This is a genomic window from Flavobacterium labens, from assembly GCF_048286755.1.
In the GTDB taxonomy this organism is placed as follows: Bacteria; Bacteroidota; Bacteroidia; order Flavobacteriales; family Flavobacteriaceae; genus Flavobacterium.
On sequence record NZ_JBLVPL010000001.1, the window covers coordinates 478,964 to 498,509 of the forward strand.

General features: G+C 32.4%; 20 protein-coding genes. 14 read left to right on the forward strand and 6 right to left on the reverse strand.

Going from position 1 to position 19,546, the window contains the following annotated elements; genetic code table 11:
- The 5 genes from ACNQF8_RS02060 (at position 1) to murI (ending at position 5,871) form a co-directional block, all read left to right on the forward strand.
- Positions 1 to 741, forward strand: coding sequence for an isoprenyl transferase (locus tag ACNQF8_RS02060; RefSeq protein WP_315206432.1), 741 nt, complete (start codon positions 1 to 3; stop codon positions 739 to 741).
- Positions 674 to 3,403 (forward strand): BamA/OMP85 family outer membrane protein, encoded by a 2,730-nt coding sequence (locus ACNQF8_RS02065; RefSeq protein WP_417952811.1) that lies wholly within the window; start codon positions 674 to 676, stop codon positions 3,401 to 3,403. Before ACNQF8_RS02060 ends, ACNQF8_RS02065 begins: the two co-directional genes overlap by 68 nt.
- Positions 3,404 to 3,440: 37 nt before the next feature.
- On the forward strand, positions 3,441 to 4,460 hold the full coding sequence (locus ACNQF8_RS02070; RefSeq protein ID WP_417950599.1) for an OmpH/Skp family outer membrane protein: 1,020 nt from the start codon (positions 3,441 to 3,443) through the stop codon (positions 4,458 to 4,460).
- A gap of 21 nt (positions 4,461 to 4,481) precedes the next feature.
- The gene (locus ACNQF8_RS02075; protein ID WP_282714453.1) at positions 4,482 to 4,982 is read left to right on the forward strand and encodes an OmpH/Skp family outer membrane protein; all 501 of its coding nucleotides are present in this window, start codon (positions 4,482 to 4,484) and stop codon (positions 4,980 to 4,982) included.
- A gap of 109 nt (positions 4,983 to 5,091) precedes the next feature.
- Positions 5,092 to 5,871 (forward strand): glutamate racemase, encoded by a 780-nt coding sequence (murI, locus tag ACNQF8_RS02080; protein ID WP_417950600.1) that lies wholly within the window; start codon positions 5,092 to 5,094, stop codon positions 5,869 to 5,871.
- Between the two features lies 1 nt (position 5,872).
- Here murI and ACNQF8_RS02085 read toward each other — a convergent pair whose 3' ends face one another.
- Both ACNQF8_RS02085 and ACNQF8_RS02090 read right to left on the reverse strand, forming a co-directional pair.
- The gene (locus ACNQF8_RS02085; protein ID WP_417950601.1) at positions 5,873 to 7,108 is read right to left on the reverse strand and encodes a BamG family beta-barrel-assembly machinery protein; all 1,236 of its coding nucleotides are present in this window, start codon (positions 7,106 to 7,108) and stop codon (positions 5,873 to 5,875) included.
- Entirely contained in the window at positions 7,109 to 8,431 is a 1,323-nt protein-coding gene (locus ACNQF8_RS02090; RefSeq protein WP_417952812.1) for a DUF4270 family protein, read from the reverse strand.
- Between the two features lie 229 nt (positions 8,432 to 8,660).
- On the opposite strand from ACNQF8_RS02090, the gene ACNQF8_RS02095 reads away from it, so the two are divergent.
- Genes ACNQF8_RS02095 through ACNQF8_RS02115 form a run of 5 tightly spaced genes read left to right on the forward strand, consistent with a single transcriptional unit; the run spans position 8,661 to position 12,731 of the window.
- On the forward strand, positions 8,661 to 9,509 hold the full coding sequence (locus tag ACNQF8_RS02095; protein WP_417952813.1) for a DUF6268 family outer membrane beta-barrel protein: 849 nt from the start codon (positions 8,661 to 8,663) through the stop codon (positions 9,507 to 9,509).
- Between the two features lie 15 nt (positions 9,510 to 9,524).
- On the forward strand, positions 9,525 to 10,532 hold the full coding sequence (locus ACNQF8_RS02100) for a Kelch repeat-containing protein (RefSeq protein WP_417952814.1): 1,008 nt from the start codon (positions 9,525 to 9,527) through the stop codon (positions 10,530 to 10,532).
- On the forward strand, positions 10,516 to 10,881 hold the full coding sequence (locus ACNQF8_RS02105; RefSeq protein WP_417952815.1) for a DUF4907 domain-containing protein: 366 nt from the start codon (positions 10,516 to 10,518) through the stop codon (positions 10,879 to 10,881). Before ACNQF8_RS02100 ends, ACNQF8_RS02105 begins: the two co-directional genes overlap by 17 nt.
- A complete protein-coding gene (locus ACNQF8_RS02110; RefSeq protein ID WP_417950606.1) occupies positions 10,882 to 11,970 on the forward strand; it encodes a sensor histidine kinase in 1,089 nt (362 codons plus the stop codon).
- A 47-nt stretch (positions 11,971 to 12,017) separates the two neighbouring features.
- Entirely contained in the window at positions 12,018 to 12,731 is a 714-nt protein-coding gene (locus ACNQF8_RS02115; RefSeq protein ID WP_417950607.1) for a LytR/AlgR family response regulator transcription factor, read from the forward strand.
- 28 nt (positions 12,732 to 12,759) lie between these two features.
- Here ACNQF8_RS02115 and ACNQF8_RS02120 read toward each other — a convergent pair whose 3' ends face one another.
- Entirely contained in the window at positions 12,760 to 13,275 is a 516-nt protein-coding gene (locus ACNQF8_RS02120; protein WP_417950608.1) for a gamma carbonic anhydrase family protein, read from the reverse strand.
- Positions 13,276 to 13,293: 18 nt separating this feature from the next.
- A complete protein-coding gene (locus tag ACNQF8_RS02125) occupies positions 13,294 to 14,292 on the reverse strand; it encodes a PorP/SprF family type IX secretion system membrane protein (RefSeq protein WP_417952816.1) in 999 nt (332 codons plus the stop codon).
- A 169-nt stretch (positions 14,293 to 14,461) separates the two neighbouring features.
- Between ACNQF8_RS02125 and ACNQF8_RS02130 the strand changes: the two genes are divergently transcribed.
- From ACNQF8_RS02130 to ACNQF8_RS02145, 4 genes are all read left to right on the forward strand, one after another.
- A complete protein-coding gene (locus ACNQF8_RS02130) occupies positions 14,462 to 15,361 on the forward strand; it encodes a NifU family protein (RefSeq protein WP_099714336.1) in 900 nt (299 codons plus the stop codon).
- A 107-nt stretch (positions 15,362 to 15,468) separates the two neighbouring features.
- Positions 15,469 to 15,669 (forward strand): dodecin family protein, encoded by a 201-nt coding sequence (locus ACNQF8_RS02135; protein WP_131990241.1) that lies wholly within the window; start codon positions 15,469 to 15,471, stop codon positions 15,667 to 15,669.
- A gap of 321 nt (positions 15,670 to 15,990) precedes the next feature.
- Positions 15,991 to 16,566 carry a YtxH domain-containing protein gene (locus ACNQF8_RS02140; RefSeq protein WP_417950609.1) on the forward strand — a complete coding sequence of 192 codons (576 nt, stop codon included), beginning with the start codon at positions 15,991 to 15,993 and terminating at the stop codon, positions 16,564 to 16,566.
- A gap of 81 nt (positions 16,567 to 16,647) precedes the next feature.
- Positions 16,648 to 17,475 (forward strand): mechanosensitive ion channel family protein, encoded by an 828-nt coding sequence (locus ACNQF8_RS02145; RefSeq protein ID WP_417950610.1) that lies wholly within the window; start codon positions 16,648 to 16,650, stop codon positions 17,473 to 17,475.
- Positions 17,476 to 17,485: 10 nt separating this feature from the next.
- Here the strand turns inward: ACNQF8_RS02145 and tsaB are convergent, their stop codons facing one another.
- Complete coding sequence (gene tsaB / locus ACNQF8_RS02150; protein WP_417950611.1) at positions 17,486 to 18,154, reverse strand: tRNA (adenosine(37)-N6)-threonylcarbamoyltransferase complex dimerization subunit type 1 TsaB; 669 nt, start codon at positions 18,152 to 18,154, stop codon at positions 17,486 to 17,488.
- Positions 18,155 to 18,237: 83 nt separating this feature from the next.
- Positions 18,238 to 19,542: an efflux RND transporter periplasmic adaptor subunit gene (locus tag ACNQF8_RS02155; RefSeq protein WP_417950612.1), complete on the reverse strand. Its 1,305-nt coding sequence runs from the start codon at positions 19,540 to 19,542 to the stop codon at positions 18,238 to 18,240.
- Positions 19,543 to 19,546 lie beyond the last annotated feature (4 nt).

Here is a 19,546-nt window from a genome sequence, read left to right on the forward strand (position 1 = left end):
ATGAATTTACTAGAGACTATCAACAAGAACAACTTGCCAAAACATTTAGCCATTATTATGGATGGTAATGGGCGTTGGGCAAAACAACAAGGGCTTTTAAGGGCTTTAGGCCATGAAAGTGGAACAAAATCAGTTAAAGTTATAATCGAATCGAGTGCTAAGCTCGGCATCGAATTTCTTACTTTATATGCTTTTTCCACTGAAAACTGGAACAGACCAAAACTAGAAGTTGAAACTTTAATGAAAGTACTGATCAACTCCTTGAAAAAAGAACTTGTAACACTCCAAAAAAACAACATCAAACTGAATGCTATAGGTAATTTAGAAAAATTACCAAAATCAGCACAAAAAGAACTCCTTGATGTTATTGATAAAACTAAAGACAATACACAAATGACATTGACTCTGGCGTTAAGCTACGGGTCCAGAGAGGAACTTGTCAACGCAGTCAGAAACATCTGTAATAAAGTTAAAAATAATATAATTTCAATAGACACTATTGACGATTCCATTATTAATGAGCATCTTTACACGCAAAATTTACCTGACGTAGATTTATTAATACGAACAAGTGGAGAACATAGGATAAGTAACTTTTTGTTGTGGCAGATTGCCTACGCAGAATTGTATTTTACTGATATATTGTGGCCAGACTTTAAAGAACAAGATTTATATGAGGCTATCATTAGTTATCAAAAAAGAGAACGTAGATTTGGAAAAACAAGTGAACAAATTAAATAATTTTTTAGTGTTAAATAAAAGCATAAAAATAGTCCTTACCGTTTTGATTTTTGGAAGTTTTTCACAAGTTAAAGCTCAAGAAAGAGTCCCTTTTGATCAAGGAAAAAAATACATATTAGCCGATGTAGCGGTGGTTGGAGACATCAGTTTTAACTCTCAAACCGTAGTCACTTTCTCAGGTTTGCAAAAAGGACAAGAAATAACAGTTCCAGGTGAAGAAATCAGTGCTGCTATAAAAAAACTTGGAAAACTAGGTCTCTTTGATGAAATTTCATTTTATGTAAATAAAGTGCAAAATGACAGTATTTATCTTGATTTGAACATTGTAGAGTTACCTAAATTAAACCAAGTAAAATTTGTAGGTGTTAAGAAAACAAAGACAGAAGCTTTAATAAAAGACAACAGTTTAAATAAAAACAAAGTAGTTAATGAGAACTTGATTACTAATACAAAAAACTACATAGAAAACAAATACAAAAAAGACGGTTTTTACAATACTAAAGTAAACATAAACACTGTTAAAGATACTTCAACAGTAAATTCAGTAAATATGCTTATCACTATTGACAAGGGTGAAAAGGTAAAAATTCAAAAAATTGATTTTGTAGGAAATACAAAAATGTCAGACAAAGCTTTGAGAAAAGCGATGAAGGATACGAAACAAAAAAATCCTATTCGAATTCTAAAAGCATCTAAATTTATAAAAGACAAATACAAAACGGATTTAGAAAAAGTAATTTCGGCTTATAAAGAAAAAGGGTACAGAGACGCCAGAATACTTTCGGATTCCGTAACTTTTGATAAAGAAAAGAACGCATTATCCATTAAAATTAATGTTGAGGAAGGGAACAAATATTACTTTGGAGACATTAAATTTTTAGGAAATACAGTATACACGGACCAAGGATTGAGCCGAGTATTAGGTGTGAAAAAAGGAGAAACTTATAATGGTGTTCTGTTGCAAAAAAGGATTGCAGATGCATCAAAACCTGACGGAGAAGACATTGACAACTTATATAAAAATAATGGTTATTTATTTTCTAATATAAATGCAGTTGAGGTTAGAACTGCAAATGACACTATTGATTTTGAAATACGAATCACCGAAGGGCCAATTGCTTATTTTAACAAAATTACTGTTGTTGGAAATGACAAAACAAACGACCGTGTAATTTATCGTGAATTAAGAACAAAACCAGGAGAAAAATACAGTAAAGAAGAGTTAGTTAGAACCATTCGTGAGATTGGTCAACTAGGATTTTTTGATCCGGAAGCTATCGATCCAAAGTTCAAGAATGTTGATTCAGGAGCAGGAACTGTAGATATTGAATACAATCTTGTAGAAAAAGGTTCCAGTCAAATTGAACTTCAAGGTGGTTATGGTGGAGGTGGTTTCATTGGTACTCTGGGACTTTCTTTCAACAACTTTTCCGCACGAAATATGTTCAACAAAGATGCTTACAAACCACTACCAATGGGAGATGGTCAAAAAGTATCTTTACGTTTGCAAGCCAGTACATTTTTTCAAACGTATAGTGTATCATTTTCAGAACCATGGTTTGGCGGAAAAAAACCAGTACAATTTAGCAGCTCTATATCGTATAGTAAACAATTTTTAAATAATTTTGTTACACAAAGAGCTGATAAAACTAAAAGTTTTAACATCATGACATTGTCTGTTGGATTAGCAAAAAGACTTACTGTTCCAGATGATTTCTTTGTATTGTCACAATCGTTAAGTTACCAACATTATGATTTAAATAATTACAATACAGGATTATTTACTTTTGGAGATGGAACGTCAAGAAACTTTGCTTACACTGTTGGGTTAACAAGAAGCAACAAAGGTGTGAATCCAATATTCCCAACATACGGGTCGGAATTTAGTATTTCAGCTAAATTAACACCTCCTTATTCATTGTTAAATGGAATCAATTATTCGACATTAGGAGATAAAGAAGAATACAAATTAAAAAACACTGTTGACCGCTTAAATGTTCCAGATGCAAATGGTAACATTGTTCAAATAGGAGATTATATTGATACCGATGGAAACAAAGTAACCGACTTCAATCTAGCTGCTACGGATGTGAGTAAAGTAGATCAAGAGCGTTTTAAATGGTTAGAATATTATAAAATAAAGTTTAAAGCAGACTGGTATACAAAAATTTATGGTAAATTAGTTCTTAGAACTTTAGCTGAATTTGGGTTCCTTGGAGCATACAATCAAGAGAGAGGAGTTGTTCCTTTTGAACGATTCTATCTTGGTGGTGACGGACTGGCAAATTATTCTATGGACGGAAGAGAAACGGTACAGTTGAGAGGATATCCTAACAACTCATTAACACCAGTAAATGAGGCAGGAGATCAAATTGGAGCTACTGTTTTTAATAAATTCTCAATGGAATTACGTTATCCGATAACATTGAAATCATCGGCTTCAATTTATGCATTGGCATTTATGGAAGCAGGATCATCATTTAGGGATTTCAAAAGCTATAATCCTTTTGCCTTAAATCGTTCTGCTGGAATTGGATTACGTGTATTTATGCCAGCATTTGGTTTATTGGGAATTGATTTTGGTCACGGTTTTGATACATTGCCAGGACAAGCAAAAGCTAATGGATGGGAAACCCATTTTATCATTGGCCAACAATTCTAAAAAAAATTGGTTTTAAATTTTCTAATACAGTACCGTTATGAGAAAACAATTTTTATATCTATGTTTGGCATTAGTTGTTGGACAAACAATTAACGCACAAACCAGAGGAACTAAGCTAGGCTACATTGATATGGAGTACATTTTACAAAATGTACCTGATTATACGGAAGCAAAAGCTCAATTAGAGCAAAAGGCTGAAAAGTGGAAACTGGAAATCGATACAAAGAAAATTGAAATCAATAAACTGAAGGAAGCCTTAAAGGCAGAAAGAGCCTTGTTGACTAAAGAGCTTGTTGATGAAAGAGAAACAGAAATTAATTTTCTTGAAAACGAAAATCTGGATTACCAACAAAAAAGATTTGGTGCCAACGGAGATTTGATGATCCAAAAATCGGTTTTGGTAAAACCAATACAAGATCAAGTTTTTACTGCAGTTCAAGATATTGCAGAAAGATTAAAATATGATTTTATCTTTGACAAAACTTCTGACTTGACCATGTTATTTGCGGCAAAAAGATTTGACATCAGCGATCAAATTTTACGCACATTAAACAGGACCGAAAAGAGAGAACAGTTGACTAAAAAACAACTAAAAGCGGAAGAAGCCAAAGAAAACAAAGAAGATGCATTAGATGAAAATCCAGCATTGGCAGACAGACAAAAACTCTTAGATGATAAAAAAGCAACAAGAGATAAAATACTCGCTGACAGAAAATTGCTTCAGGAGCAAAAGAAAAAGGAGTTTGATGATAAAAGGAAACAAGTTATAGCCGACAGAGAGGCTAAAAAAAATGGCACGGTTTCTGCAAATGTTAAAATAGACGCCACAGAAAAATCTGTAAGTAATGATCCAGCTAAAGACAGTGCAAAACTAGCCATTGAAGATGCTAAACAAAAACAAGCAGATGCAAGAGCGAAAACATTAGAGGATCGTAAGAAAGTTTTAGAGGATCGCAAGAAAACATTAGACGACAAAAGAAAAAAAATACTGGAAGACAGAGAAGCTATCAGGAAAGCCAAAGAAGAAAAATTAAAAGAAAATACAAACAAAAATTAATTATTAAATATTTTAAAAACGATGAAACAAATTAAAACTCTATTTATTGCTGCAATTTTTATTTTAGGAGCAAACCAAACAATTAATGCACAAGCAAAAACTGCTCATGTTGATGTAAGTGAGATTATGACAAAAATGCCAGCAATGCTAGACGCTCAAAAACAATTGGATAAATTGAGTACTACGTATGATGCTGACTACAAAAAAATGGTTGAAGAATACCAAGGAAAATTGAAAAAATACGAAGCTGAAGCTGCTACAGTTACTGAAGCTGTAAATGGTGAGCGTTCTAAAGAAGTTCAAGATATGCAAAAAAGAATTGTTGACTTTAGAGACAATGCTCAAAAAGAATTGCAACAAAAAGAATCTGATATCGTTAAACCATTAATGGAAAAAGTAAGAGCTTCTATTCAAAAAGTAGGTAAAGCTAAAGGATTCCAATATGTTCTTGATGGTTCTAGTCTTTTACTTGCTGATGGTCCAAACTTGACTATGGATGTAAAAAAAGATTTAGGTTTCTAAAAAAAATAGATAATCGTACAAAACTGCTCACCCTTATCTTAGGTTTGAGCAGTTTTTTGTTTAAAATAAATTTTAGGAAATTCAAATTCCAGCATGTAACTTTGTTTTTATGAACAGCAATAACCAACCAATAGGAATTTTTGACTCAGGGATTGGCGGAACTTCCATTTGGAAAGCAATCCATCAATTACTGCCCAATGAAAAAACTATATATCTGGCAGATAGTAAAAATGCCCCTTATGGACAAAAATCCAAACAAGAGATTATTGCTTTGAGTATGAAAAATACTGATTTCCTACTGGAGATGAAATGTAAATTAATCGTGATCGCTTGTAATACCGCAACGACTAATGCAATCCAAGAATTAAGAGCAAAATATGACATTCCGTTTATAGGTATTGAACCAGCAATAAAACCCGCCGTTACACATTCTAAAACGCAAATAATAGGAATCTTGGCGACACAAGGCACTTTGAACAGTGAACTATTTAACAAGACTACTGAAAAGTACCAGGACACCAAAATAATTGAGCAAGTAGGTCACGGATTAGTCCAACTGATTGAAAATGGGGACATCAATTCCCCAGAAATGACGAAACTACTTCACTCCTACCTTAATCCGATGATTGAAGCTAACATTGATTATTTAGTATTAGGTTGCAGTCATTATCCCTATTTGATTCCTCAAATAAAAAAAATTCTTCCGGAACACATTCAAATTATAGATTCTGGTGAAGCTGTTGCGAAACAAACAAAAAATATATTACGAGACAAAGTAGGTTTTTCATCGGAAGAAAAAAGTAAACCTGTTTTTTACACGAATACAAATCCCAGAGTTTTGACTGAAATTTTAGAAAATAAATATACGGCTAAACAAATAGAGTTTTAAACTACTCAAATTTTCTTTTGACAAACCAAATTCCGTCTAGTCCCAAATTAAGAGACAATTTGTGATAATTTTCTTTGATAAGTCCATCACTGATTCTACCCTTTTGACCAAAGGAATAGCTGATATTTAGAGCTGAAAAAGTATTTTCAATAGGAAGAGAAACTCCAAGTGAAAATGACATAGAATTAATTCTTTTATTATCAACTTCAAGATAACCCGTATCATAATTCAATCCTGTCGAATATTGAATTCTATCGTAGTAGCTTCTTATATTTTTTGGTTTACTATAAGAAAACCCTAAAGCAAACTTATTCTGATTGACAAAATTTCCATACAAATCAGATTGATTTGTGCTATTCCACAGCCCCTTTCCATAATCAAGTGTTAGATTTAAGTTATTCTTAAAAACCTTACTTAAACCCACTCCTATCTCCAATGGCATATAGTAATCATCTGTGTCAGATGCAACTTCTGACTCAATAGCCAAAGATCCTGAATTAAAGACTGAAGTCACGGATTGCACTTTGGTGGCATTTATTTTTGTTGGTGATTTCAAATTCATTCCCAGAGTTAAGGTAGAATCAACTTTGAACTGAACTCCCAGAGATGCCCTGACTCCATTATAATTTATTTTTTTATAAATGTTAGTTATGGAATTAGCAATAGTATAATCTCTGTCATCTGTAGTATTTCCAAAAAGAATAGAGGTCGAAAGTCCTAATGCTATTTTTTTACCAATTCTATAGCCATACGAAATATCAAAATCATTCAGTCCGCCAGTTCCAGTAGCATTCAAAGTATAGTTTTCTTGACTATCCTGAATTGGCAATGATAAATTAGATATTTTGAATGTGGAACTCGAATAGGGCTTCAGTGCCAAACTAAAAGCTGATTTTGGAGATACTGGAAAAGCAAAAGTAATATGAGAAAACTGAAGGTTATTTCGATTCTCTTTTTTGGAATTGTTTTCGTAACTCGAAAAAATAGCTTTCCCTCCTATATCAAACAAAAAATGATTTTGATACATAAATCCCAAAGATGCAGGATTTAGATTGTTGATAAATCGGTTCGAAGGCAAGGCAATTCCCGAAGAACCTATAGCGGGAATTGAACCAAGATCTGATTCATACAAACTTCCTAATCCATACAATGAATACGGAGAACTGGAAATACTTTGTGAAAACGAAACTATTGTTATAAAAAGAAATAAACCTACGAATGCTATTTTATTTTTCATCTAATAAGAAATATAATAAATTTTCAATTGAATTTTATTGTTGGCATTTTTCTGATCACCTAAAACCAGTCTGTCAACCGCTTTAGAAATACTGGGCAATGTGAGAATTAAGGAAGATTTAGAGTCCGATTCCTTTAGCATCTCAGCTTGTAAAAAAGCACCAATCGAAATTTTATACCCTATATTCTCATTGAATTCGTCGCTAGTTGCATTCAAGAGTCCATAAACAGCCGTTCCGTCTACAGTATTTAGCGTTCCTTTGATTCTATTTAATTTATCCCCTACAAAAACACGCAAAGAATCCACCAAGGGATAAGCAACTGAATAGGTATTATTGACTGGCTTTATGATTAATTCAGCATCTACAATTGCTCCTTTTTCAGAGAGGTATTTCAATTGTTTTATATTAGGAAACTCTATTCGGCAAGCTAGCCCAGTTCCAGATTGAATAAAAGCTTTATTACCCGTTAATAAACTGGACAGCTTACTGGATGAAATAGGTAAATCCTGAATTTGCGTTCCAGCTCTATCCAAAGTGATATTATTAAATTGCTTGGATACATCCAGAATAGAGAAGTTTTTGATTAATGAGGTCTCTGAATCACCCTGGTATTTTGAATAGTACAAACGAAGTGCGCTAGACATATTGAAACCAACAATGCTAGAAGAAGTTCCCGATGCAGACTTGATAACAAATCCTTTGAGATATTCTGTAAATTGATCAAAATTTGATATTTCCCTTTTTTTCAATTTTAGAAAAAGAGCATTCCCAAATTCGTTATTCAGTTTCACAACTACTGAGTCCTTACTGTTGGGCTTTGGCTTAAATGAAATCCTACCGAGGCTTTCGACATCATAACTTAAACTGGAATTATTGTAAAAGCTATCGTCCTCAGAATTAGGTTTAACTTTTTGTGTCAATCTATGAATGCTGAGAGATTGCACTTTTGTTGTATCTCCATAAAAATATTTATCTTCTTTTAAAACCATTTTAATAGAATCGAAAACATAATTTGGAGCATCAGTATCAGAACTTTCATTATACAGCGCGTAATTAGACGCCGAAAGTTGGAAATAACTGTCTGATTTTACTTTTCCAAAAACAGGATCATCATAATTCCCAACCAAAATCCTACTCTGACTGGAAGTCACTAACGAATCAAAATTAATTGTGGCAACATCAACAGTTACAGTATCAATTAATATTACTTTATTATTAACCGATAAATAATCTGACCCAACAACAAATTCTCCTGTGTCGGCATCAGAATTACATGAAGTTATCATAAGTCCAAAAAACAGCAACAACAATATCTTATACATAAATGTTTTTTGAACAAATATATAGGAGACCACTTTATACCGCATAATAACATATACCGCTCGAAGCTTTGTGTCTATAAAATGGCCTTTCTAATCTATAATTAAGACACAGCAAGTAATTAATCATTCGACCGTACAAATGCCTTGTTTATCTATGAAATTAGGCGGTACATATATCTTCTTTTTTTTTATTGGATAACGTATCTACTTTTGAATCAATAAAAAAATTATGAGAATAAAGACTTTAGCTAATCTGTTGTTTATGATTCCAATTCTTAGTGCATCGGCCCAAAGCGGATACTCATTAGAGTTGAATCTAAAAACACAACCTACTGAGAAAATCTCAGTAAATGAAACCGGAATTGGATTAACCGTTTTTAGGAATATTGATTCAAACAATAAAATAACAAACACCTTTAAGTACAAAAATATTGGACTCAATTATTCATTAGAAAATTATGATTTACAAAACAGTCTGAATCAGTTTACTGGTTTCGAAAATGATTTTAAATTTTCTCATCAACTAACTGTTAATACAAAACTGAATTTAGAAATTAATCCAACAGTCAATTTCGAGAGGAATCTTGGAATTTCTGATGTGTCACTTTTAGGAGGTTTAGAGGTAAATCATTCTTTTAATAGTTCAAACGCAATCAGCATTGGCGTAAAAAGAATGACACTTTTTGGCAAACCGGAAATACTGCCTACTTTTTCTTTTTACCATCAAATAAACCAAAATGCATTTGTTGAAGTTGGCTTTCCAAACTCCACTATTTCTTATTCAAATAATATTCGAAATAGTTTCCGTTTTACAAATAGTTTCAATGGAAATTTTTACAACCTAGATAAACCCAGAGTTCTTGATAATTTGAATGCTGCCACAAAAGTGAGTTTTTCACAAATGACTTCCGCTTTAGAATATGAAAGAAATATGGATTCAAACTGGTTTGTGAGTTTAAAAGGAGGCTACGAATTCAACAAAAAGTATAATCTAACGAACAGCAGTGGCGACTCAAAATTTGATTTTAATAGCAGTAACGGCTACATTTTTAACATTGGAATAAAATACAAACATTAATAAATACACTAAATTATGAATAGTTTAAAAAAAGGAATATTGTTCTCTACACTTTTTGCGAGTTTGGTATTTACAGGCTGCAGTAATGATGATGAATCCGACGATTTGATTGGAAACTGGATTAAAAAATCCTCCTTTGATGGACCTGCCAGATCAAGCGCAACGAGTTTTGTAATCGGCACTTACGCCTTTGTAACTACCGGATATACAGGAGATGAATATTTAAAAGATCTTTGGGCTTATAATTCGACAGGAGATTATTGGGAGCAAAAAGCTGATTTTATTGGAGCAGCAAGAAGTTCGGCTTCTGGATTTGAATTAAACGAAAAAGGCTATATAGGTCTTGGTTATGATGGCACAAACAAATTAAAAGATTTCTATGAATATGACCCTAGTAGCAATACTTGGCTGCAAAAAGCTGATTTTGAAGGAACAGCACGCTATTCAGCGGTGGGATTTCAAGTGGGTGGCAAAGCATATTTTGGAACAGGTTATGATGGAAATTATCTAAAAGACTTTTATCAATACGACCCAACTACAAATTCTTGGTCATTGGCAAATGGTTTTAGTGGGAACAAAAGAAGAAATGCAACTGTTTTTGTAATTGACGATAAAGCTTATTTTGGAACTGGAATAAATAATGGAGCTTATCAAGTCGATTTTTGGATGTTTGATCCTGCAACTGAAGTGTGGACAAGAAAACGCGACATTGATCAAGACACTGATGATGACGATGATTACAATGATGACTATGTAATTCTACGTTCTAATGCGACCAGTTTTTCTATGAATGGTTTGGGATATATTGCTTGTGGTGAAAGCTCAAAATCGATTTGGGAATACAATCCAGCAACTGATATTTGGTTAGAAAGAACGCCACTTGAAGGATCAGCCAGAACTGATGCGATAGGTTTTTCTATTAACCAACGAGGATTTGTGATGCTGGGAAGAACCGGAACCTCTTATTTTGACGATTCATGGGAATTTAAACCTTTAGAAGAACAGAATGATGATGACAATTAATGCAACTAATACATTCTTCTGGACTACAATCCAGAAGAATTTTTATCTATTAATTACAAAAAACAAAGTGCTTTTTCTATTGGGTTTGTTCTTGTTTATTTCTTGCAACAAAAGCGAAAATTTAATTCTAAAATCCTTAAAAACACCCACGGGCTGGGGGTATTATATAACTAACAATGGAAAAATTATAATAAAACAAGCTATAATTCCCGTTATCAGCGAAAACAAAAGCTTTAAAACGGAAAGAGAAGCGCTGAAAGTTGGAAACTTAGTATTACAAAAATTGAAAGACGATTTATCGCCTACGGTAACAAAAAAAGATTTATTTTTATTAGCAGTAAAAATCTAGATGAACATAGAAGGAATTAAAAATAACAATTTAAACCAAATACTTTTTCATAGTATGATTTGGTGTTTCTTTATTGTAGCCTCATTAATTCAGTTTTACGAAAGTCCTTTTAGCATTGGTATTGATTTTTATGTACAGTGGATTACCGGAATACTTTTATTCTATGTCAATTATTTATATCTGGTTCCTTTATTGCTTTTGCAAAAGAAATACTGGTACTATTTCACGATTGTAATTTCTCTAATAATCCTTTTTATGATTATTAGATATAATTTTTTTATGCCCGAATTTAAGAATATGAGGCCTCTAAAAATGATTACTTCATCTGGAAAAGAGATTTTAATAAATGCCAATTTGAAAAGAAAACAACCGTTTTTTTTTAAGGCTGCTCCTTCTTTTTTCTATATATTAATCATTACTATTGGTACAATTATAAAAACATTATCCGAACTATATACCAATCAGCAAAATAAATTAATTGCCGAAACACATAGGACTTCTACTGAATTGAATTATCTAAGAAAACAGACCAATCCACATTTTTTATTTAATTCACTAAACAGCATTTATTCATTAGCCTATAAAAAATCCGATTTAGTTCCGGATGCTATTGTAACTTTGTCAGAAATGATGCGGTACATGCTTTATGAAACCGATAATAAATCCGTATTTCTGGAAAAAGAAATTAATTACATTAAAAACTATCTTGAGCTGCAAAAACTACGATTGAATAATATTGAAAACATCACTATTAATATTCATGGCGAGACAAAAAACAAATACATTGAGCCATTGCTTTTGATTTCATTTATTGAAAATGCTTTCAAATATGGCACTGATTATAAAGGAGCTGCTTTTGTAAAGATCAAAATAATAATTGAAGATAACATTTTAGATTTCTGGGTCGAAAACAAAATTGAAAATCACCGAAAAGATCCTGAAAATTCAGGAATAGGAATGACTAATATTGAAAGTCGTCTGAATTTGCTTTATCCTAATGCACACCAGCTCACTATTATTGAAACAGATACGAATTACAGTGTACATTTAAATTTAAAACTAGACCAGATCCAAACTTCTTTCAATTAGGAATATTAATTTTAGTTGTTCCAATTATTAAATAAAAAACAAAAAAGATGAAATGTGTAATTATAGATGACGAACCATTAGCAGTTGATTTGCTTAAAGAATTTGTGAGCAAAGTAGATTATCTTGAACTGGTAAACACATTTACAAACGCCATTGATGCCATCACTATAATCAATCAGTCTAATGTTGATTTGATTTTTCTGGACATAGAAATGCCTCATTTTTCAGGAATTGATTTTATTAATGCCATAGAAAAAAAACCGTTAATCATATTTACAACCGCCTATTCTAATTATGCTGTTGAAGGATTTAATCTTGGCGCAGTTGATTATTTAGTAAAACCTATTCCATTTCATCGGTTTTTAAAATCCGTTTTACGGGCGCAACAAATTTTTAATCCACAAAATTTACCGGCAAATAATACTCCTATTTCTATTCCTGAAATCGAACAAGATTTTATGTTTGTAAGAGCTGAATATGAAAATGTAAAATTGAACTTTTTAGATATTTTGTTTATCGAAGGATTGAAAGATTATGTCAAAATATACACTACTGACAACAAGTACACACTAACATTAATCAGTCTTATAAAACTGGAGAATTTACTTTCTTCCAAAGGATTTGCAAGGATTCACAGGTCGTATATCATCAATATAAAACATGTGAAATCAATCCAAAAAAACAAGGTTATCATTGCCGAAAAAAGAATCCCAATTAGTGAAAGCTACAAGAACTCGTTCTTTGAGAAAATTAATTTATAGTTAGAATAGTGCATTAATAATCTAAATCCTATTCCTCATTAAACCAACTTGAATACATCACGTAATTATTTGAAATGCGTTCGATTTCACCCGCAAAATCAGATTGATCAATATCTTTTACTTTTTTAGCAGGAACTCCCGCCCAGATAGTACCAGATGCTACAACTGTATTTTGGGTAATAACGGCACCGGCAGCCACAATAGAATTGCTTTCGATAACACAATTATCCATAACAATCGCTCCCATCCCTATTAGAACGTTATCGTGTACGACACATCCATGCACAATGGCATTATGGCCAATAGAAACATTATTTCCTATAATTGTTGGGTGCTTTTTATACGTACAATGAATTACTACTCCATCTTGTATGTTTACTTTATTCCCAATTTTGATGAAATTGACATCACCTCTAATTACGGCGTTAAACCAAACACTACAATTTTTTCCAAAAGAAACATCGCCTACAATAGTTGCATTTTCGGCTACATAACAATCCTCAGGAATTGAAGGTAACTTACCGTTAACAGATTTAATTAGCATGGCAAAAAAGAATAAATATTAATTAATTGCAGGACAGTTGCAATCGTATTTCACAGGCTTGCAGAACAAATCGATACCTAAAGTAATTTGGTGATAGCCACCATTATCGAATTTAACAGCTCCCGATAATTGAGAATACGTATAAGCAAACATAAATTTATCAAAGTTGACACCAACAATTGGCGTAATATATTGTAGCTTTTGTTTCGAAACAGAATTTCCATTAATGTATTCTGCACCATCAAAACTTCTTCTATAAGATAATCCGCCCCAAAGCTTTCCAAAATCTAAAGTCTTGTAAGCTTTAAAGTTAATGTCAATCGATTTTTCTTTGGTTTGATCCACCATTTGGAATAAAATAGAAGGCTCCCATAATATTTTGTCTCTGTCTCCAAAGATATATCCGGCACTCAATAAATACTTTCTTAAATTATCACTTTCAAATTCAGTGTAAATATCTCTTCTGGTTTCTATCGCATTTTTCACTGTAGCATGTGCATAAAAATCCAAATAATTGTATGAGGCGCCGATGTCTACATTAAAATAAGAATCTTTTTGCACGACAGTTCCATCAATAATGGGATCAAAATCACCAGACTGGAGAAATTCCGTTTCATCTAATTGGCTTTGAATTAATCCTGCGCTGATTCCAAAAGACAATTGATTCAAATCAATTTCATTTCTTGAAAACATTAAGTGATAGGCATAACTAAACTTAACTCCTTTTTGGGAATGATATCCGTTTTTATCATTAAAAAGTATAATTCCGGCACCCGCTTTCTCACCTACTCTCCCATTAAAACTTAAGGTTTGAAGCTCTGGAGCATCCTCCTGGTCAAACCATTGTTTACGACCTGTCAACCTAATTTTGGCACAATTTGACGCACCTGCCATTGAAGGATGAATTAAGTAATAATTATCGGAAAGATAATCGGAATAAACAGGGATTCCTTCCTGCGAAAAGGAATAAAAGGATATAAAAAAAAGAGCAGATAAAAATTTAATTTTATTATACATTTAATTACTTTTTAATAAGAATGAATAATTTTAAATCAATAAAAGTTTTATGGAAACAAGAGCAAACAGCTTATCTAAAAATTAAACTAAAGTTAATTTATTCATTAAAAACTCAAATATAGTTATTCGTAGAAAATAACTTTAGTAAATTTGTAAAAATTTAAAAGTCATGAACAAAGTTAGCATAAAAGAAACACAAAACCCAACTATATTAAAGTTTGAATTTCAAGATTTTATAACTCAAAATGAAAGTTTTGAATTCAAAAACATTGATGAGGCTAAAACGTCTCCACTAGCACAGCAATTATTTTACCTTCCCTTTGTAAAAACAATTTACATCTCCGGAAATTTTATAGCAATCGAAAAATATAGTATTGTGGAATGGGACGATGTCAAAGATGCCGTAGCAGAACAAATGGAAACATTTGTAAACAATGGCGGAACAATAATCACTATTGACGAAAACAAAACTAAAAAACAGCCCGTGACCGTTTATGGAGAAACCACTCCAAATCCAGCTGCATTGAAATTTGTAGTGAGTAAAATGTTGACTAAAAACGCTATCGAATTCAAAAATATTGATCAAACAGGTGCATCTCCATTAGCAAAAGAACTTTTTAAATTTCCTTATGTGAAAGAGATTTTCATTGATGAAAACTACATCTCGGTAACTAAATATGAAATCAATGAATGGCAGGAAATAACATTAGAATTAAGAAGTTTCATCAAGCAATATATTGAAAACGGCGGAACAGTTCTAGATGAAAATTTCATTCAAGCCGTTACTGCCGAAGAAGATACCAAAGCAAAAGAGTTTGATAATCTGGATGTGACTTCACAACAAATCATCAACATATTAGAGGAATATGTAAAACCTGCAGTGCAAGCTGACGGTGGAAATATTGCATTCGATTCGTATAACGAAACTGACAAGACAGTAAAAGTTATCCTTCAAGGAGCTTGCAGCGGTTGTCCGTCATCAACATTTACTTTAAAAAGCGGTATCGAAAACATGCTGAAAAGCATGCTGAACGACGAAGGAATTAAAGTGGAAGCCGTAAACGCATAAGCAAAACAAAATCGCACAATTAATTGAAAATATTATAGTTATGTGAAAATAATTGCCATTTTAAATAAAATAGGTACATTTAATACTTAACTTAACAAATAGAAATTATGTCAGTATTAAAAGTAATTGAAGTGCTTTCCAGTTCAGATATAAGTTGGGAAGATGCCACTCGAAAAGGAGTAGCAAAGGCAGCTAAAACCATAAACCACATACGTTCTGTGTACATTAAAGACCACAGTGCAGCTGTAAGTGGAGGTGAAATCACAGAATATAGAGTAAACCTAAAATTAACTTTCGAACTCGAATAGATTAATTGGACCGATTCATTTAAGCGTTTGCTGCGGCAAACGCTTTTTTATTTCTAGAAGCTATTAAGGCTATCATTTGCATTACTTTCTGGCGTCAGGTAATTCTTTTGTAATTTCAAACTGAATGATTCTGGCTGAAACCAAAAAATAAAATAGTGTTATTATCTGCACACTACATAAAAAAGAAAATGTTGTTTTATGTTTGCCAAAACAGGACGAAACTGATACCAAATACTGATTTTCAGCAAATTATTAATAATTTAATAAAGCAATCCTAGAAAAAATTGTTTAATATTGTAAGACTAATCAAATAAAAATACCATGGGACTATCTTCATTTTTAAAAAATTTATTTGGCTCAGCCAAAGAAACTGCCAGCGAATTAGCTGACAAAGCTGAAACTACTTTTGAGCAAGCAAAAGAGACTGCAGCTCCTTATCTTGAAAAAGCAGAAACTTTTGTAGAAGAAACTTTTGAAAAAGCAAAAGAAACTGCCACTCCTTATCTTGAAAAAGCAGAAACATTTGCAGAAGAAACATTTGAAAAAGCAAAAGAAACTGCCACTCCTTACCTTGAAAAAGCAGAAACATTTGTAGAAGAAACATTTGAAAAAGTAAAAGAAACTGCAGCTCCAATTATAGATAAAGTAGAAGATTTTGCTGGTCATGCTAAAGAAACTGTTACTGAACATTCTGAGAAAGTAGTAGAATCCGTAAAAGAAAAAACTGCCGCAGCCACAGAAAAAGTCGAAGAAATAGCAAGTGAAACTAAAACAATAGCTACTGATGCTGTTGAAACTGTTTCTGAAAAAGCAAGTGAATTAGCAAAAGACGGTGATGCAGACACCACTGAAAAAGCTAAAGAAACTATAAATAAAATAGAAGAAGACGCAGATTAATTTATAAAAAAATAATTTATTTGTATTTTTGCACTTCAAACTTAGCCTTCTCTTTTGAGAAGGTTTTTTATTAGATAAAAAATGAACTTAAATCCAAATCAGTTAACTGATTATGCCAATACATTCATCACTGTATTGGTTGATTATTCGCCAAAAATTATTTCTGCCTTTGTAATTTTATTTATTGGTCTTTACGCCATTCGGCTTATCAATAGATTCATTAGAAAACTAATGATAAAAAGAGATTTAGATCCTACATTGACAAAGTTCCTTGCCGATATTTTACTTTGGGTTTTGAGAGTACTCTTGTTTGTGACTTTCATTTCAAATCTAGGAATAGAAACTTCGTCATTTGTAGCCATTTTAGGCGCAATGGGACTTGCAGTAGGCTTATCACTTCAAGGTTCCTTATCTAATTTTGCAGGCGGCATGTTGATCATTCTTTTTAAACCTTTTAAAGTAAATGATACTATTGAAGCACAAGGAGTAATAGGAACTGTCAGCGAAATACAAATATTTGTAACCAAATTAATCACAGCAAATAATCAAACTATTTTTGTTCCAAATGGATCTTTGTCAAATGGAAACATTATCAATTATTCTTTGCAAAAAATTAGAAGAGCAGATTTGACTATCGCTATTTCCTATGATACGGATATTAAAAAAGTGAAAGAAATAATTACTGCCATTTTAAAAAATAATCCAAAAGTACTTCAAACCCCCGCTGCCGAAGTTTCTGTAAAAAACTTAACTGACAATGCCATTCAACTTGCGGTGAGACCATGGGCTAATAATGAAGATTATGGTGACGTTTTCTCTGAAACTTTAGAAAGCTGCAAACTGGAATTTGACGCAGCCGGAATTGTAATTCAGCCTTACATAAGAGAATTAACTAAGGAGAATTCTTAATTTAAATAAATTATTTCTTTGGAGTTGTAATCATAAAGTCTTTCAAATAATATGGTTCAAAATAAGCGACATCTACAGTGTCGCTTTTTTTGAATTTTTCAAAACTTATCGCACTCATTTCTTTAGCGGAAGGATATACAATTTCATCAAGGAAAATATAATTTTCTTTGGTCAAAACTGACTTGCACTTTTCAGCACAATCACCTACAAAATAAAGTGTTTCCTGCAAATCTTCAAATGAATTCTCTGTAATTATTTCGGCCAGAACTTCTCTTTTTCGTTCCAAATTTGGAGCAAAAACAGCACTATATACTTCCATTCTTCGGGCATCAATCATGGGAATGATTAATCCGTTTGAAATGGCTACCTGCGACGCCAAAGCTTGTAAAGTATCTACAGCAATTAATGGAATATCAAGTGCATAACACAGTCCTTTAGCCGCCGAAACACCTATTCGCAATCCTGTGTAAGATCCTGGACCTTGACTCACTGCAATGGCAGATAAATCATTAAGCGTAATTCCTGCTTCTTTTATGATTTCCTCAATAAAAACATGAAGTCGTTCTGCATGAGAATATCCTTCTTCGGCAATTTCTTTGCATACAATTGTTTTACCGTCTTTTGCAAGAGCAACTGAACAGTTTTTCGTAGCGGTTTCTATGTTGAGAATGTATTCCAATTTTCAGATTTTATTTTAACTTGAAAATCACAATCATGAAATATATTCCATGATTGTGATTTTTAAAATATTAGTATACTCTATTACTTCTTACTTTCTGTTTTATCCTTATCCGTTTTTAACGTTACCTTATCTCCAGAATTTAAATCCTTTGAAACGGTAGTATAAGGTCCGGTTATCACTACGTCTCCTTTTTTAAGACCGGTTAAAACCTCAATATTTGTATCGTCCTGAATTCCGGTTTTGATAATTCTAATTTTAGCTTTATCACCTACTTTTACAAATACGCATTCAAATTTCTTATCACTTTTAGGTGCAGCTCCTTTTTGTTCTTCATTAGGATCTTCCACTTTAATTTCTTTTACAGCCGTCGTATCTGATTTTACTACAACTGAACTAATTGGCACTGACAATACATTCGTTTTTGTTTCTGTAATAATATCAACCGTTGCAGTCATTCCAGGTCTAAAAGGAGAATAGGTATCTGGTTTTCCTTCTAATAAATCTTGATACGATTCTTTCAGAATTCTTACTTTAACTTTAAAATTAGTTACTTGATCTGCTGTCAAAGCTGAACTTGCCGAATTAGAAATACTAGTTACAGTTCCTTTAAATTGTTTTTTAAGATAAGCATCAACTTCAACATTAGCATCATCACCTACTTTAATTTTTACAATATCATTTTCATTGACATCCACTTCCACTTCCATGTTATTCAAGTTGGCTACTCTTAAAATCTCCGTTCCAGTCATTTGTTGCGTACCTAAAACGCGCTCACCTAATTCTACGTTTAACATAGAAATTGTTCCATCCGCAGGCGCATAGATTGTCGTACGTCCTAAATTGTCTTTGGCTTCATTAACAGTTGCCGATGCACTTTGAACATTAAAATAAGCCGTTTGTTTAGCTGCTTTTGCCACTTCATAAGAAGCAACTGCTTTATCCCAATCTGACTTTGAAACAATTCCTTTTTCGAATAATGTTTTATTTCGGTCGTAACTTGACTTAGACTCTTTGAACGAAGCATCGGCCTGACTCAAATTTGCTCTTGTTCCTGATAAATTAGAAACTGAACGATTGTAACCTGAAGTATATAAATCTGGGTTTATTTTAACTAATAAATCCCCTTTCTTTACAACTTGTCCTTCTTTTACGTTTAAAGAAATAATCTCTCCTGACACCTCAGATGAAATTTTAACTTCAATTTCTGGTTGAATTTTCCCTGTAGCCGAAACCGTTTCAACAATAGTTACAGGATTGACTTGGGCGATTTCAACTTCAGTTCCCTTGTCCTTATTCCCGATAACTCCAGATTTTGAAAGTCCTATTAACGCAGCAATAAGTACTACTGCTCCACCTATTAGTATATAAATTGTTTTCTTTGACATGATA

What these genes read in the sequence shown, in the direction of transcription:
- ACNQF8_RS02130 (WP_099714336.1), top strand. Translation starts at nt 14,462, where the DNA reads ATGAACAAAGTTAGCATAAAAGAAACACAAAACCCAACTATATTAAAG.
- ACNQF8_RS02095 (WP_417952813.1), top strand. Translation starts at nt 8,661, where the DNA reads ATGAGAATAAAGACTTTAGCTAATCTGTTGTTTATGATTCCAATTCTT.
- ACNQF8_RS02120 (WP_417950608.1), bottom strand. Translation starts at nt 13,275, where the DNA reads ATGCTAATTAAATCTGTTAACGGTAAGTTACCTTCAATTCCTGAGGAT.
- murI (WP_417950600.1), top strand. Translation starts at nt 5,092, where the DNA reads ATGAACAGCAATAACCAACCAATAGGAATTTTTGACTCAGGGATTGGC.
- ACNQF8_RS02105 (WP_417952815.1), top strand. Translation starts at nt 10,516, where the DNA reads ATGATGATGACAATTAATGCAACTAATACATTCTTCTGGACTACAATC.
- ACNQF8_RS02115 (WP_417950607.1), top strand. Translation starts at nt 12,018, where the DNA reads ATGAAATGTGTAATTATAGATGACGAACCATTAGCAGTTGATTTGCTT.
- ACNQF8_RS02140 (WP_417950609.1), top strand. Translation starts at nt 15,991, where the DNA reads ATGGGACTATCTTCATTTTTAAAAAATTTATTTGGCTCAGCCAAAGAA.
- ACNQF8_RS02145 (WP_417950610.1), top strand. Translation starts at nt 16,648, where the DNA reads ATGAACTTAAATCCAAATCAGTTAACTGATTATGCCAATACATTCATC.
- ACNQF8_RS02090 (WP_417952812.1), bottom strand. Translation starts at nt 8,431, where the DNA reads ATGTATAAGATATTGTTGTTGCTGTTTTTTGGACTTATGATAACTTCA.
- ACNQF8_RS02060 (WP_315206432.1), top strand. Translation starts at nt 1, where the DNA reads ATGAATTTACTAGAGACTATCAACAAGAACAACTTGCCAAAACATTTA.
- ACNQF8_RS02135 (WP_131990241.1), top strand. Translation starts at nt 15,469, where the DNA reads ATGTCAGTATTAAAAGTAATTGAAGTGCTTTCCAGTTCAGATATAAGT.
- ACNQF8_RS02065 (WP_417952811.1), top strand. Translation starts at nt 674, where the DNA reads ATGAGGCTATCATTAGTTATCAAAAAAGAGAACGTAGATTTGGAAAAA.
- ACNQF8_RS02075 (WP_282714453.1), top strand. Translation starts at nt 4,482, where the DNA reads ATGAAACAAATTAAAACTCTATTTATTGCTGCAATTTTTATTTTAGGA.
- ACNQF8_RS02085 (WP_417950601.1), bottom strand. Translation starts at nt 7,108, where the DNA reads ATGAAAAATAAAATAGCATTCGTAGGTTTATTTCTTTTTATAACAATA.
- ACNQF8_RS02100 (WP_417952814.1), top strand. Translation starts at nt 9,525, where the DNA reads ATGAATAGTTTAAAAAAAGGAATATTGTTCTCTACACTTTTTGCGAGT.
- ACNQF8_RS02070 (WP_417950599.1), top strand. Translation starts at nt 3,441, where the DNA reads ATGAGAAAACAATTTTTATATCTATGTTTGGCATTAGTTGTTGGACAA.
- ACNQF8_RS02155 (WP_417950612.1), bottom strand. Translation starts at nt 19,542, where the DNA reads ATGTCAAAGAAAACAATTTATATACTAATAGGTGGAGCAGTAGTACTT.
- ACNQF8_RS02125 (WP_417952816.1), bottom strand. Translation starts at nt 14,292, where the DNA reads ATGTATAATAAAATTAAATTTTTATCTGCTCTTTTTTTTATATCCTTT.
- ACNQF8_RS02110 (WP_417950606.1), top strand. Translation starts at nt 10,882, where the DNA reads ATGAACATAGAAGGAATTAAAAATAACAATTTAAACCAAATACTTTTT.